The sequence below is a fragment of the Tropicimonas sp. IMCC34011 genome (assembly GCF_003390865.1).
Taxonomy (GTDB): domain Bacteria; phylum Pseudomonadota; class Alphaproteobacteria; order Rhodobacterales; family Rhodobacteraceae; genus Tropicimonas_B.
Map to the genome: position 1 here is coordinate 990010 of NZ_QMEJ01000001.1, position 12910 is coordinate 1002919.

Consider the following 12910-nt stretch of genomic DNA (forward strand, 5'->3'; position numbering starts at 1 on the left):
AGGCCCCGCGCGGCGGGTCCTGCCCGGCCGCCGATGGAACGATCGGGGGGGCGGCTTGCCACCGGCTTAACGGGGCGGGCGGGACGTGGCCCGCGCCCGCACCTCCCGCGCGGGATTGCCGGCATGGATCATCCAGGGCGCAAGGCTGCGCATGGCGACGCCCCGCGCGCCGAGCACGGCGCCCTCGCCTATGCGCACGCCCGGTCCGACGAAGGCCTCGGCGCAGATCCACGCCAGCTCGCCCACCTCGATGGGCCGCGTCACGAGCTGAAACGACGGATCGGACGTATCGTGCGTGCCGCCGCAGAGATGCGCGCCCTGGGAGATGACGGCACGCCGCCCGACGGCGATCCGCCCCATGGCATAAAGGCGTACGCGGGGACCGATCACCGCCTCCTCGGCGATGTCCAGATTGCGCGGCAGCCAGATCGCGGCCGAGCCGTAGATCCGGGCGCCCGCCCCGATCCGCGCGCCGAAGACCCTCAGGAGAACCGCCCGCCACGCATGGAGGGGCGGCGGCGTCCAACGCGCGAGGAGCAGCCAGACCGCCGCGAAAACTATCCGTTCCAGGCGGTTGGCGAGCGTGAAGGAGGCGCTGCCGGTGAAGATGTTCCGCCCCTCGCGTGCCTGAAGGAGATCAGGCCCGGCGCCCATGAGCAGCCTCCCGAAGAAGCTCCGCGAGCGCCTCCGCCGCGCAGGTCACGGAGAAATGGCGCTCGTACGTCCTGCGCGCCTGCCGCCTCATCCCCTCGACGGCGGCGGGCGCGAGGGAGAGAAAGCGGGCGAGGCCCTCGACCGTACCGGCACGGTCGTTCTCCGTCACGAGCCCCGCGCCGCCGGATTCGATTTCTCGCCAGATATTGACCCGCTTCGTCGTCAAAACCGGCGTGCCGCAGGCCATCGCCTCGGCGAGAACGATGCCGAAATTCTCCCCGTGCGACGGCAGCGCCAGCGCTTCCGCGCTGAGAAGGGCGCCCCATTTCGCACATCCAAGGAGCGGTCCGGGCAGGTGGACCCGCCCGCCGAGCCCGACCGCCGCGGCGGTGGTCGCAAGGGTCTTCGCGATGCCCTCCTGATCCGGTCCCGCCACGACGAGGTGAAGGTCCGGTCGGCGCGCGGCGATCTCGGCGAAGGCATCGACGAGCAGATCCGCCCCCTTCTTGCGATGAAGCCGCGACAGGAACAGCACGAATGGCGCTGCCCCGAGGCCCGGACAGGTCGCTCGGAACGCGGCCGGCCCCTCCTTTCGGTCGCAACTGCCGGGCTGGGCCGCTCCGTAGGGAACGACATGGCCGCGGTAGGGCCACATGCGGAACATGCCCTCGGCCAGTCGCTGCTCCTCCCCCGAGGTGAAGAGAACCCTGTGCGCCCGCGCCAGCACCCTGCCCTGATACGTTGCCCAGAAGGCCTGCTTCAGCGCGTGCTTCGCCGGGTAGGCCGCCCGGAACCAGGGATCGAGCATCCCGTGGGTGAAAACGAGGTGCGGCAGTCCCGCCCGGATCGCGGCCTGCCCCCCGGCGACGGAGGCGTGGTTCCACAGCCCGTGGATCACCGCCGCGTCATAGGCGGCCGCATGCTGCTGCATCCACATGCCGAGGCGCGGCGTGTACCCGTAGCGGCGGTGCACCGGCCCCATACCGAAGACCCTGGCCGGAAAGCACAGCGCGTGGGGGGATGTCTGCTCGTCGAGGCACAGCACGTCCGTCTCGATGCCGAGCGCGGCCTGCGCCATGGCGGAGTGGCGCAGCGCTTCGACGGGGCCGCCCTGCGCCGGATCGACCGAAGCGATGATACGAAGCACCCTCATGTCAGGGCGATCTCCGCCGCCTCTTCGAGGCTCTCCGCGATCGGCACTCCCTCGCGCCGCGCCCAGTCGACGTGGCACATGCCCTGACCCGTCATCACGAGGATGCCGGGAACACCCCGCGCGCGCCCCGCCCCGATATCGCTCGGACGGTCCCCGATCATCCAGGACGCGCCGAAATCGATATCCCCCCGGCTCTGAGCCCGGTCGAGCAGCCCCGGACCCGGCTTGCGGCAGGTGCAGCCCGCGTCCGGCGCATGGGGGCAGTTCTGCCAGTCCTGCACGAAGACCTTCTCGGCCACGAGCTGCCGGTCCGTCTCCCGCATGACCTTCGAGAGCGCATCCCGCGCGAAGAGGCCGCGGCCGATGCCCGACTGATTGGATACGATGACGATCCGGTAGCCGGCCTCCGCGAAGCGCCGCATCCCCTTCGCCGCGCCGGGCAACAGGCGCACGCCGCGGGGATCGCTGAGGAAATGACGATCCTCGATCACCGTCCCGTCCCGGTCCAGAAAGACGGCGCGCCGCATCATCGGTAGGGGTCCGTCATCGAAAGGTGCTTGCCCACGTAATCGGCGACGCCGGCCTCGAGATCGTGAAAGGGCATGTCGATCCCGGCGCGGCGGAGCTTCGCCATCCGCGCCTCGGTGCGGTACTGGTAGCGCCCCTCGAGGGCGACCGGGAGCGGGATATAGCGGACCTCCGGCTCCCGCCCGAGCGCACGGCCGAGGGCGGCGACGAGGTCAGCGAAGCTGCGCGCGACGCCCGTTCCGAGGTTGTAGAGACCGGACGGAACCGGCCGCTCCAGCATGGCCAGCATCGCGGCCGTGCAGTCCTTGACGTAGACGAAATCGCGCGATTGCTGTCCGTCCGCGATGCCGGGACGGTCCGACTTGAAGAGCTCGACTGTCTCCCCGCGGGACACGGGACCGAAAAACCTGGCGATGACACTCATCATGTTCTCCTTGTGATACTCGTTGGGGCCGTAGACGTTGAAGAACCGCAAGCCGGCCCAGAGTGCCGGCGCCTCCCCGGCGCGCGCCCGATCCAGCAGGATCCGGTCCGTGGCGGCCTTGGACCAGCCGTAGGCATTCAGGGGGGCAAGGGCTGCGAGGGCGGCGGGAGCCTCGTCATCGGCAAGGTCCGTCTCCCGCGCGCCGTAGGTCGCCGCCGACGAAGCATAGAGAAGGGGCACCCGCGCCGCGGTGCACCAGTCCCAGAGCCGGACCGTCGCGCGGATGTTGCGATCGACCAGCAGGTCCGCATCCCGCTCCGTCGTGGCCGAGATCGCGCCCATGTGGATCACCGCCTCGACGCCCTGCCGGCCTTCGAGCCAGCGCGGAAGATCCTCCGGGCGCACGAACTCCGCGATCTGGCGCTTGCTCACGTTGCGCCACTTCTCCCCCGTTCCGAGCCAGTCGCAGAGAACGAGAGGCCCCGCGCCCGCCTTCTCCAGCTCGGCAAGCATGTTGGACCCGATGAAGCCGGCGCCGCCGGTGACGAGGATCACGCCGCCCCCTCCCGCGCGCGGCGGATGATCGAGGTGGAGGACTTGCCGTCCACCAACGGCGCAAGACGCACCTCGCCGCCGTAGCCGAGGACGATATCCGAGCCGACCACCGCATCCATGCTGTAATCCGCCCCCTTCACCAGAACGTCGGGCTTCAGGGAGCGGATCAGGCGGACGGGCGTGTCCTCATCGAAGATCACCACCGCATCCACCGTTCCGAAGGCGCCGAGGACGGCGGCGCGGTCGAGCTCGGGATTGACCGGGCGACCCGGCCCCTTGCCGAGGCGGCGGACGGAGACGTCGCCGTTCAGCCCGACGATCAGCACGTCGCAGGTGCTGCGGGTGAATTCCAGAAGCGCGATATGGCCAGGATGCACGATGTCGAAGACACCGTTGGTGAAGCCGATGCGGCGGCCCTCCGCGCGGCGCCGGGCGACGTAGCGCACAGCCTCCTCGAGCGTCAGCAGATGCGGTGCGCCGAGGCGTTTGCCGTCCTGCTCCGCCGCCTCCAGCCGATCCGCCAGTTCCTCCGGCGAAACGGTCGAGGTGCCGCGCTTGCCGACCACGATCGCGGCGGCGGCATTGGCGATGCGCGCGGCATCGGCCAGCGCGACCCCGGCGGCGAGAGCGAGGGCGAGGGTGCCGATAACGGTATCGCCGGCACCGACCACATCGAACACCTCCCGCGCCTCGGCGCGGATGTGGCGCGGGGCCTGTCCGGGGCGCGCGAGCGTCATTCCATCGCTCCCCCGGGTCACGAGGAGCGCCCCGACGCCGGCGCGCGCCGCCAGCTCCACCGCCGCCGCCGAGAGCGCCGCCTCATCCCCGAGGGGCGCGCCGAAGGCCCGTTCCAGCTCCGGAAGGTTTGGGGTCAGAACGTCGGCCCCCGCATAGCGCTCGAAGCCCTGCGCCTTGGGATCGACGGCCACCGGAACGCCCTCCTTCCGCCCGGCCGCGACGAGATCCGCGATCACGCGCCCGGTCAGCACACCCTTGGCATAGTCGGACAGGATCAGCGCTCCGGCCCCAGGAATGCGCTGCCGCGCGGCCTCGACGACGGCCGTCTCCTCGGACGGAGACAGGGGCCGTGGCATCTCCCGGTCCACCCGGAGCATGTGCTGGCCGAACGCGACGAAGCGGGTCTTGTGACTGGTGCAGCGGTCAGGCGACCGGATCAGGTCGGCCTCGATGCCGGGTGCCCCGTCCAGAAGCGCGCCGAGCACCACTCCGGCCTCGTCCGTCCCGATCACGGAGACCAGATCGCAAGCCCCGCCCAGCGCCGCTACGCCGCGCGCGACGTTCGCCGCGCCGCCGGGCACGGATCGCTCCCGCCCCGCCTCGAAGACCGGGATCGGACGCTCCGGCGAGATGCGTCCGACATGCCCTTCGGTGAACGTGTCCAGCATCACGTCTCCGACACAGACGATCCGCTGGCCTGCGAAGGCGGCGATCCATGGCGCGAGCGACGTCATCGCAGGACCTCCTCGTAGACGGGCACCGCCCCGGCCATGACGTCCGCCGCCGAGATGATGTGGTAGAGGGATGACGCCCGCACCGGCTCGTCGACGAACGTCCCGTCCGGCCGCCGCTCCTCCCGCCAGAGCCCCGGCCGGGGCCCCGACAGGAACCGCGCGAGGGCCCTCAGCGCGCAGTCCCGTCGCCCGATCGCATCGCTTCGTTTCGCGCCCGACTCGCAGGACGCGACCTCCTGCCAGAACTTCGCCCGCTCCGCCTGCGGCCAGAGCCGGGCCCAGTGCGCCCGCACCTCGAGCCGCTCATTCAGCGCGTCGAGGACGGTGCCGTCCGCGGCGAGCCCGTGGGCCTCCGCCGTCCGGCCGAGGCGCTCGCCGTCCGCGACCGCCCCCTTGTCGCCGGACATGCGACCCCACCGGATCAGGAGCCAACCCCATTCGAAGAGGTGCCCCGGCTCGATCAGCAGGCCGTCGGCGTCTGGCACCGGCGTCCAGTCGGCGGCGTAGACCTCCGGGATCACGCCGGTGTCGCGCTGGATCAGCCTTTGCCGCGCCAGCCGCGCCAGCCCCGCCGCAATGCCACGCCACGGTCCCGGCCGACCGGTCGCGGCCCAGGCGATGGCCGCCTCGAAAAGATGCATGTGCGGATTGGCGAGCCGTCGCCCCGGCCCGGCGTGACCGTCCGAGTAGCCGCCACCGGCAAGGGACCGATCCGCCAGCGCCAGCGTCACGCGCCGCGCCAGCGCTTCCGCCGCCGGATCGGGAGACAGCGCGGCGAGCGCGAAAAGAACGAAGGCATCGTCGTAGAGGTCATGCCCCGCGCACGTCGCCCGCCCGTCCGTCTGGAGCCGCGGGACCACCGTTCCGTCGAGCCGCACGAACCTTCGCGACAGGATCTCCAGTCCCGACCGCGCGATCCTGAGCCCCGCCCCCTCCCAACCGAGCCGTGTGCCCGTGGCGAAGACGTAGACCTGTCGCGCCGTGAGCCGCGCGCGCCGGGGCCGCGCGATGGGCTGCAAATCCGCCGTCAGAAGCTCGGCGAACCCGCCATCCGCTTCGACGCCGTGGGCGGCCCAGAGCGGCAACGCTGTCCCGGTCATCCACCGCAGAAGCTCGGCCGGTGTCATTCCGCCGCCTCCCTGACGGTGAGGTGCGGATCCAGCATGTTCGCGACTTCCTCGACGCCGATGTCGCGCATGCCGGAGGTGCGGTGAATGATCTGGACGTCCTGACCCATCGGATGCCATTGCCGTGGCGCGTTATGGTCCCCGAAGAGGCCGATCGTCGGCACGCCCAGGGCCGCGGCGAGATGCAGCGGTCCCGAATCGTGGCCGATGAACGCGAGCGCCCTCCGCATCGCCGCGCCGCTGACCCGCGGCGACAGGGTGCCGCAAAGGTTCGCCACCGGACCCGGCCAGGCCGAGAGGACGCAGTTCGCCGCCCCCCGATCCTCCGCCGCGCCGATCGCCATCACGCCGATGTCGTACCGCCCGATGATCCGCGCCAGCTCCGTCCAGTTGCCGGCGCCCCAGTCCTTCGTCGCCGCCTTGCCGCCCATGTTGATCGCGATGAAGGGCAGACCGCCGAAGGGCTCCCGCGCTGCCCGCCCCGCGCGCACCTCGGCGTCGGTGAGCTTCAGGTCGAAGGCCAAGCGCACCGGAATGTCCCCGGGCGTCAGCTCCGCACAGCACCGGAGGAGCCGGAACGCCTCGCGTTCCGTCTCGCCGGTCCCGGGGTGTACGCGGGCGCGCCGCTCTTCCTCTGTCTTCGGCAGGCAATGGATCGTCCGGATCCCGGCAAGGCGGAAGAAGGCCACGTCCCGCCGGATCGCCCAGGAACTCCGCTCCGGCATGAGCCAGACCGCTTCGTCAGCGCCGGTCTTGCGGATTTGCCGGGCCAGCCTCGCCAGCACCCTGGGATCGCGTGTGCCCACGGGATAGGTCAGCACCCGGTCCGCGAACTGACCGTGCTGCCCCAGGACGGCCATCAGCGGCGGCGCCTCCGCGGCAACCGGCATGTTCGTCAGCACGATGCGCTCGCGCCCCGGGAACGCGCGGTTGATCGCATGGAAGCAGGGCAACGCGACCACCGTGTCGCCGAAGCTGCCTAGGCGATAAATCAGTATGGGCCGTGTCATGGGTGCGCCTCCTCAGGGTGTGTTCGGATCAGCCCGACTGCGTGACGAAGGGCTGCAAGACAGGTGAGGCCGTGGGCCAGAGCCACCGCCGCCGCGATCCCGGCGGGCGTAGCGAGCCTTGATGCCAGTGCCGCGCCGAGAATGGCGGCGAGACAGAACGCCCGCGCGATGTCCCTGTGCCGGTTGATTGCAGCGACGGGCGCAAAGAGGCCCGACCAGAGGATCTCGAGAAGCGCGGCCGCGGCGAGGGCCGCCGTGAGGGCGAGGCCGGGCGAGAGCGCGCCGCCCGAAAGCAGCGCCGCACCGGCCGGGATGCCGAAGGGGGCCGCGAGCGCGTAGAGCACCGCACCGCCCCCGAGGATCCTGCCCTGGGCCCGGACGAGCCGGCTGTGACGCGCACGGTTCCGGGCGCCGTGGGCGTAACTGTATTCAGGCGTGAAGGCGTGGCAGATGGCATTCGCCGCCGACACGCCGACCCGCGCGACGGTGCGGCTGACGGAGTAGAGCGCCGCGGCCGTCGGCGATGCCGCGGCACCGAGGATCAGGAGAGGCGCCTGGAGAAGAAGCGCGTGTCCGAGCGGTATCAGCATGGAGGCCACCGAGGGCCCCGCGAGCGCACGGATGCGCGCGCCACTTGCCCGCGACAGACCGAGCCTGAGCCATGGCGCGATGGCCCCGAGCCACACGGCAAGCACCACCAGCGCCGCGAGACGAGTCGCGAGGGCGCATGCGGCGGCCCAGAGGAGCGAACCGCCGAGAACCGCCGCGAGCGCGACCGCCGCCGCCTCCCCGAGCCGCGCCGTGGCGCCGAACGCCGCTTCCGTCGCCGGTCGCCCGGCCGCGCGCAGGCCGGCTGCCATCAGGAGGAAGAACTGGTACGACAGCGCGCTCGCGATCTGGACAAGCAGCACCGCCCGCACGAGGTCCGGCGCCACCGGCCCCAGTTGCAGGATCCGCTCCAAGGGAAGCAGCAGCGCGCCCGCTCCGAGGGGGATCGCCAGCAGGGCCGCGCCCGCGAGAAGAAGCACGAAGACGCTGTGGTAGGTCTCCACCGCGCCGTCCCGATCCCCGGCGGAGACGCGCAGGGCCATGTCGGTCTTGCCGGCGGAGGTGAAGCCGAAATCCGCGAGGGAGAGAGCGGCCGGGATTGCCGTCATCACCGCCCAGACGCCGAACACCTCCACGCCCCATGATGCGATCAGGATCGGCAGCAGCCCTACCTGCACCGCGACGGTCACCGCCTGCCCGTAGACCTGGGCGCCGAGCGTTCGCTTCAGCCGGCTCATGCCCTCCGCTCCTTCCACCACGTGGCGAGGAGCGCCGAGACGACCCACATCAGCGCCGCGTTCCGCCCGGCGAAGGAGATCAGCGAATCCACGCCCTGCTCCGCCAGGTACCAGCTGATCGCGATGAAGCCGTGGCCGAGGGCTGAGGCCCTGAGGTGACCGAACGCGATGTTGAAGGCGATCAGGACAGGGAGCAGAACCAGGATCGGCGCTGAGATCACGGCGACGGGTCCGCCCATCGCGAGCGCCGTTGCGGTGAAGCCCAGGACCGGCCGCGCGGAGCTGCCATATTCGCGGATTCCGTAGGCCCAGGCGACGCGATCCGAGCCGACCATCACGCTCTTGTCGATCAGGATCGACGGCAGGATCCCCTCGAGGGCCTCCCGCGCGAAGGGCCGCACGCCCATCACCTCCCCCTCGAGAGCCATCCGAGCGACCTGGTCGACGGGCAGGATGAGCATGAAGCGGTCGAAGGCGCCGCGCTCCGGGAAGATGTAGCTGCCCGCCTCGCGATAGGCGTAGGAGAAGCCGGCGAAGAACCGCGCCTCCTCTTCGGCAAGGGCTGCGGGATCGAAGCCGTGCGCTTTCAGGATGCTCCACCCCTCGGAGACGCGACCCACCAGCCCGATCTCAAGAAAATCGTTCCGCATCAGATGGATGACAGGCGAAACGTAGAGCGCCACGACGGCCGCCGCACCGATGGCCGCCAGCGACGGCAGGATCCTCAGCCGGGCCCTTGCGGCCAGGAGCCCGAGAAGGAGGCAGATTCCGAACTCGAACACCTCCCGCTTGGTGTTCGCCACGAGCGACAGCGTCACCATCGCGATCCCGGCGAGAATGAGGACCCGGAACGGGCCTCGCGCGCCGTCGATGAGGAGCCGGCGGGAGGCTGCCGCCAACCCCAGGGTGAGCAGGAAGGTGAACGCGCCGAAGCCGCCGAAGCCGTCCGTCTGGTGCAGGACCCCCGCGACCATGCGCGGACGCACCGCGACGTGCAGAAGGAGGAACGCCGCTCCCGCCGCCAGGAGCCAGGGATAGGCGCGCGCGAGCAGCCCCGGATCCGCCCAGGCCCGGACCGTTGCCGGCGGAACGACGCGGCGGGCGACGAGGCGCGCGATCTCCGCCGCGCCGGCTGCCGCCACGAAGCCGCCAAGGAGGATCGCGCAGGCCATTCCCGGGTGCTGGAGGTTCGACTGGAGGGGCTGGCCGTAGGCCAGCTTCACCGCGAGCGCGGCGGTCCCCGAATAGATGCCGAGCGCGAAGACGTAGTAATCCCCGGGCCAGATCTCGTCCCGCATCAGCCGGGAGATCCCCCAGAGCGACATGGCCCCCATCGACAGCGTCAGGAACCGGTCCGAGCCGAGCGCCAGATGCCCCGCCGCGAGGCAGAGATGCGACGCGCCCGTCAGCCAGATCGCGGCGGCGAGGCGCGGATGCGCAGCAGGGAGGATTCCGCCCGTCATCCGCCCCGCTCCGCATCGAGGGGGACGGACGCACGCGCCGCGCCGGGGACACGGGCCAGCGCCTCCATCTCCGCGGCTGCGCGGGCGAGGATCGCGGAGCCATCCCAGCGCGACAACGCGCGCTCGCGGGCAGCGCGGCCGAGGGACAGACGCAGGGGCTCATCGTCCAGAAGGCGGCCGACCGCGTGCGCCATCGCGGCGGCATCCCCCGGCGGCGTCACGATCCCGCAGCCGGCGACCTCTTCGGCAAGGGCGGTTCCCGGGGCGGCGGTGGCGACGACCGGGCGGGCGGATGCGAGCATGTTGGTAAGCTTGGACGGCAGCACGAGGTCGGCCGCACTGCTCACCTGCGGCAGGAGGTGCACGTCCGCCGCGCCGAGGAGCGCGCGCAGCCGGTCGGACGGTTGCAGCGGGCGGAAAGCGACATTGCCCAGACCGCGGCACAGCTCTTCCAGTTCCGCGCGCGACGGCCCGTCGCCGCAGACGAGGAGGGTCAGATCGTCCCGCCCCTCCAGCGACCGCGCCACGCCGGCCAGAAGCTCGACGCCCTGCTTGCGGGAGAGGCTTCCCGAGTAGAGGGCGATGCGCGGGCGGGTAAGGCCGAGGATTTGCCGCATCGGGGACGGCCCCTCCAGGGGCGCGATCGCGGTGATGTCCGCCCAGTTGCGGAACTCCGTCAGACGCGTTTCGGGAACACCCTTGGCAGCGAGGCGCCGCTTCATCGGGGCGGAGATCGTGCTCACCCGGTCGAACCGCCTCAGGATCGCCCGTTCGAGGGCGCGGGCGAGGCGCAGCACCGGTCCATCCCTCATCAGCCCGGTCGCACCGGCCGCGTCCACCTCGAGGTCCTGCACGTGGAGCCAGGCGGGCGCCCCTGCGAGAGCGGCCGCGGCAAGGGCCACCGGGGCGGAGGCGAGGGAGGGAGCTACCGTGACGACGATGTCCGGCCGGAACCGAATGGCGGACCAGGCCGCAGGAAGGGCGGACGAAACCGCGAAGGACAGGTGATGCAGAATGCGAAGCCGGCCGGTCGGGCGGGCCGGAACGTAATGGGGGCAGTGAAGGACGGCGAGCCCCGGCGCGACCCGGCGCCGCTGCCACAGGATGCGCGAATGCCCAGCGGCGACGGTCCAGCCGGGATAGTAGGGTTGTCCGGCGATATGGTGGATCGTGGCGCCCCGCCGCGCGAGGTACCGCGCAAGTCCGCTGGTATAGACCGCGATCCCGGTGCGTTCTGGCTCGGAGTTCAACCCTACGATGAGCACCTTCACCGGGCTCGAGCCCCGATCCCGCACGACAACTGCGCGAGGCAGATGCGGCGATTGCCGTTTTTGAACACAGAGAACGCACCGGTCGACATCGCCGTACACCTGACTCACGCAACACTTTGCTCAGGGTATTTTGGCTTTTTCATTTTGCAACTATAGATTGCTCTCCTTTAGGTTGTTTCATGTCATTTCGCAAAACTTATTGCATGTCGCGACATCCGATATGTTTTTTTTATCAATTTCATGCGTGTTTCCCATTGGACAGCACCGACGTCAGACGCAAACATGGCAGCTATTACTCAAACCAGGCGGCATTCATGGCAGACAGGCAGCTCTACCTCACCTTCACGGACACCGATGTCAGCGGCATCATCACTCTTTATTGGGAGACGGCTCCGGAAACCTGCGCCGCGCTGTGGGGGGCTCTCGAATCGCCCATCACCGTGCCGGCCAGCCACGCGATCTTCTCCGGCCCCGAGATCATGATGGGACTGCCGGAGGAGGCGCGGACATTCGATCCCCGCGCCCTGCCGCCCGAGAACCAGACGATCCAGCCCGAAGCCGGCGACATGTTGTGGTTCTATCAGCCGAAGAACTTCTTCAAGATCGACCCCGACGAGTTCTGGGAGATCGGCATGTTCTACGCCCATGGCGGCCGCACGTTCGGGCCCACCGGCTGGATTTCCTGCTCCTATTTCGGTCGCATGACCGAGGGGCTCGACGCCGTTGCCGAGCAGTGCAAGGCGATCCGCAAGGACGGCATCAAGACCGTCGAGATCGGCCGGCTGAAGTGATACGGCAGGGCCGCGTGACAGCGGCCCGCCACTTCGTTCACCATTCTCTTTCAGGGAGACGCGACATGAAGACCATGACTTCCACCCTCGCCCTTGCGGGCCTCGCGGTCAGCGCCGGCGGCGCCTTCGCCCAAGGGCAGACGCTGACGATCAACTCCTTCGGCGGCGCCTATGAAGAAGCGCACCGCGAATGCGTGATCACGCCCTTCGAGGAGGCCACCGGCGCCACGGTGCAGATCGTCACCGCCTATTCGGCCGACGCCTTCGCGCAGCTCCGCGCCCAGGCCAGTGCCCCGCAATTCGACGTCATCCACTTCTCGGGCGGTCAGGAAATCGTCGGCGCCGAGGAAGGGCTTCTGGCCCCGATCGACCCCGCCGCGCTCGAGAATGCCGGCGACCTCTATGACTTCGCCAAGACCAACCTCGAAGGCGGAGAAGGCCCTGCCTACTCGATCGCGGCCATCGGCCTCGTCTACAACGAGGAGACCGCCCCCGAGACGCCCGCCGCCTGGGCAGACCTGATGGACGGCACCTATGCCGACCACATCGTCCTCACGGATATCTCGAACGGCTACGGGATGCTCGGCTTCCTGATGCTGAACCAGGTTCAGGGCGGCTCGCTCGACGATATCCAGCCCGGCCTCGACGCGGTGTCGCAGCTGCTCGAGAACGGAGCCTTCGTCGTCTCGACCTCGCCGGAGATCCAGCAGGAGTTCGCGCAGAACGATGCCTGGATCGCGCCCTACGCGTCCGACTACGCCTACACCCTGTCCAGCGCCGGCCTGCCCGCACGCTTCGTGCAGGGCGAGGAAGGCACGCCCGCGAGCTTCATCACGGCGAACCTCGTGGCCGGACGGGACAACCAGGAGCTGGCGACGCAGTTCATCGACCGGACGATCTCCGCCGAGGCGCAGGCATGCTTCGCCGAGGCGCTGCGTTACTCCCCGACCAACAGCACCGTCGAGCTGGCCGATGACGTCGCCGCCGACGTCGTCCTGGGCGCCGAGGCCGTCGAAGGGCTGATCCGCTTCGATCCGGTCAAGATCGAGGAAAACCGCTCCGACTGGGTCGACCAGTGGAACCGCACCATCGCGCGCTAAGTCGCGACCGGCATACAACGCGTCGGGCCCCCGTTCGGGCCCGGCGCAGTCCCTCGCTGCCGTCCCCTCCCGGAGA

Annotated in this window: 12 protein-coding genes; 2 read left to right on the forward strand and 10 right to left on the reverse strand. The window is 70.2% G+C overall.

Annotation, left to right across the window (positions count from 1 at the left end; translation table 11 throughout):
* Positions 1 to 66: 66 nt before the first annotated feature.
* The 10 genes from DQG15_RS04745 to DQG15_RS04790 are packed head-to-tail and all read right to left on the reverse strand — an operon-like array spanning position 67 to position 10967.
* Positions 67 to 654 carry a putative colanic acid biosynthesis acetyltransferase gene (locus tag DQG15_RS04745; protein WP_198665061.1) on the reverse strand — a complete coding sequence of 196 codons (588 nt, stop codon included), beginning with the start codon at positions 652 to 654 and terminating at the stop codon, positions 67 to 69.
* Positions 638 to 1807 (reverse strand): glycosyltransferase, encoded by a 1170-nt coding sequence (locus DQG15_RS04750; protein WP_116083152.1) that lies wholly within the window; start codon positions 1805 to 1807, stop codon positions 638 to 640. Before DQG15_RS04750 ends, DQG15_RS04745 begins: the two co-directional genes overlap by 17 nt.
* On the reverse strand, positions 1804 to 2337 hold the full coding sequence (locus DQG15_RS04755) for an HAD-IIIA family hydrolase (protein WP_116083154.1): 534 nt from the start codon (positions 2335 to 2337) through the stop codon (positions 1804 to 1806). Before DQG15_RS04755 ends, DQG15_RS04750 begins: the two co-directional genes overlap by 4 nt.
* Positions 2334 to 3314, reverse strand: a complete 981-nt coding sequence (gene rfaD, locus DQG15_RS04760) for an ADP-glyceromanno-heptose 6-epimerase (protein WP_116083155.1) — start codon at positions 3312 to 3314, stop codon at positions 2334 to 2336. The genes DQG15_RS04755 and rfaD overlap by 4 nt, the downstream gene beginning before the upstream one ends.
* Positions 3311 to 4786, reverse strand: a complete 1476-nt coding sequence (gene rfaE1 / locus DQG15_RS04765; protein WP_116083157.1) for a D-glycero-beta-D-manno-heptose-7-phosphate kinase — start codon at positions 4784 to 4786, stop codon at positions 3311 to 3313. Before rfaE1 ends, rfaD begins: the two co-directional genes overlap by 4 nt.
* Positions 4783 to 5913, reverse strand: a complete 1131-nt coding sequence (locus DQG15_RS04770; RefSeq protein ID WP_157968892.1) for an AGE family epimerase/isomerase — start codon at positions 5911 to 5913, stop codon at positions 4783 to 4785. The genes rfaE1 and DQG15_RS04770 overlap by 4 nt, the downstream gene beginning before the upstream one ends.
* Positions 5910 to 6923 carry a glycosyltransferase family 9 protein gene (locus DQG15_RS04775; RefSeq protein ID WP_116083160.1) on the reverse strand — a complete coding sequence of 338 codons (1014 nt, stop codon included), beginning with the start codon at positions 6921 to 6923 and terminating at the stop codon, positions 5910 to 5912. The genes DQG15_RS04770 and DQG15_RS04775 overlap by 4 nt, the downstream gene beginning before the upstream one ends.
* Positions 6920 to 8209 (reverse strand): hypothetical protein, encoded by a 1290-nt coding sequence (locus DQG15_RS04780; protein ID WP_116083162.1) that lies wholly within the window; start codon positions 8207 to 8209, stop codon positions 6920 to 6922. Before DQG15_RS04780 ends, DQG15_RS04775 begins: the two co-directional genes overlap by 4 nt.
* Positions 8206 to 9672 carry a hypothetical protein gene (locus DQG15_RS04785; protein WP_116083163.1) on the reverse strand — a complete coding sequence of 489 codons (1467 nt, stop codon included), beginning with the start codon at positions 9670 to 9672 and terminating at the stop codon, positions 8206 to 8208. Before DQG15_RS04785 ends, DQG15_RS04780 begins: the two co-directional genes overlap by 4 nt.
* Positions 9669 to 10967 carry a WcaI family glycosyltransferase gene (locus DQG15_RS04790; protein ID WP_198665062.1) on the reverse strand — a complete coding sequence of 433 codons (1299 nt, stop codon included), beginning with the start codon at positions 10965 to 10967 and terminating at the stop codon, positions 9669 to 9671. Before DQG15_RS04790 ends, DQG15_RS04785 begins: the two co-directional genes overlap by 4 nt.
* 290 nt (positions 10968 to 11257) lie before the next feature.
* Between DQG15_RS04790 and DQG15_RS04795 the strand changes: the two genes are divergently transcribed.
* Both DQG15_RS04795 and DQG15_RS04800 read left to right on the forward strand, forming a co-directional pair.
* Entirely contained in the window at positions 11258 to 11734 is a 477-nt protein-coding gene (locus DQG15_RS04795; protein WP_116083166.1) for a DUF3830 family protein, read from the forward strand.
* 65 nt (positions 11735 to 11799) lie between these two features.
* Positions 11800 to 12834 carry an ABC transporter substrate-binding protein gene (locus tag DQG15_RS04800; RefSeq protein ID WP_116083168.1) on the forward strand — a complete coding sequence of 345 codons (1035 nt, stop codon included), beginning with the start codon at positions 11800 to 11802 and terminating at the stop codon, positions 12832 to 12834.
* Positions 12835 to 12910: the final 76 nt, after the last annotated feature.

Excerpts from the sequence above, each read along its gene's own strand:
- DQG15_RS04800 (WP_116083168.1), top strand. The coding sequence starts at position 11,800 with ATGAAGACCATGACTTCCACCCTCGCCCTTGCGGGCCTCGCGGTCAGC.
- DQG15_RS04745 (WP_198665061.1), bottom strand. The coding sequence starts at position 654 with ATGGGCGCCGGGCCTGATCTCCTTCAGGCACGCGAGGGGCGGAACATC.
- DQG15_RS04770 (WP_157968892.1), bottom strand. The coding sequence starts at position 5,913 with ATGACACCGGCCGAGCTTCTGCGGTGGATGACCGGGACAGCGTTGCCG.
- DQG15_RS04785 (WP_116083163.1), bottom strand. The coding sequence starts at position 9,672 with ATGACGGGCGGAATCCTCCCTGCTGCGCATCCGCGCCTCGCCGCCGCG.
- DQG15_RS04780 (WP_116083162.1), bottom strand. The coding sequence starts at position 8,209 with ATGAGCCGGCTGAAGCGAACGCTCGGCGCCCAGGTCTACGGGCAGGCG.
- rfaE1 (WP_116083157.1), bottom strand. The coding sequence starts at position 4,786 with ATGACGTCGCTCGCGCCATGGATCGCCGCCTTCGCAGGCCAGCGGATC.
- DQG15_RS04750 (WP_116083152.1), bottom strand. The coding sequence starts at position 1,807 with ATGAGGGTGCTTCGTATCATCGCTTCGGTCGATCCGGCGCAGGGCGGC.
- DQG15_RS04755 (WP_116083154.1), bottom strand. The coding sequence starts at position 2,337 with ATGATGCGGCGCGCCGTCTTTCTGGACCGGGACGGGACGGTGATCGAG.
- DQG15_RS04795 (WP_116083166.1), top strand. The coding sequence starts at position 11,258 with ATGGCAGACAGGCAGCTCTACCTCACCTTCACGGACACCGATGTCAGC.
- DQG15_RS04775 (WP_116083160.1), bottom strand. The coding sequence starts at position 6,923 with ATGACACGGCCCATACTGATTTATCGCCTAGGCAGCTTCGGCGACACG.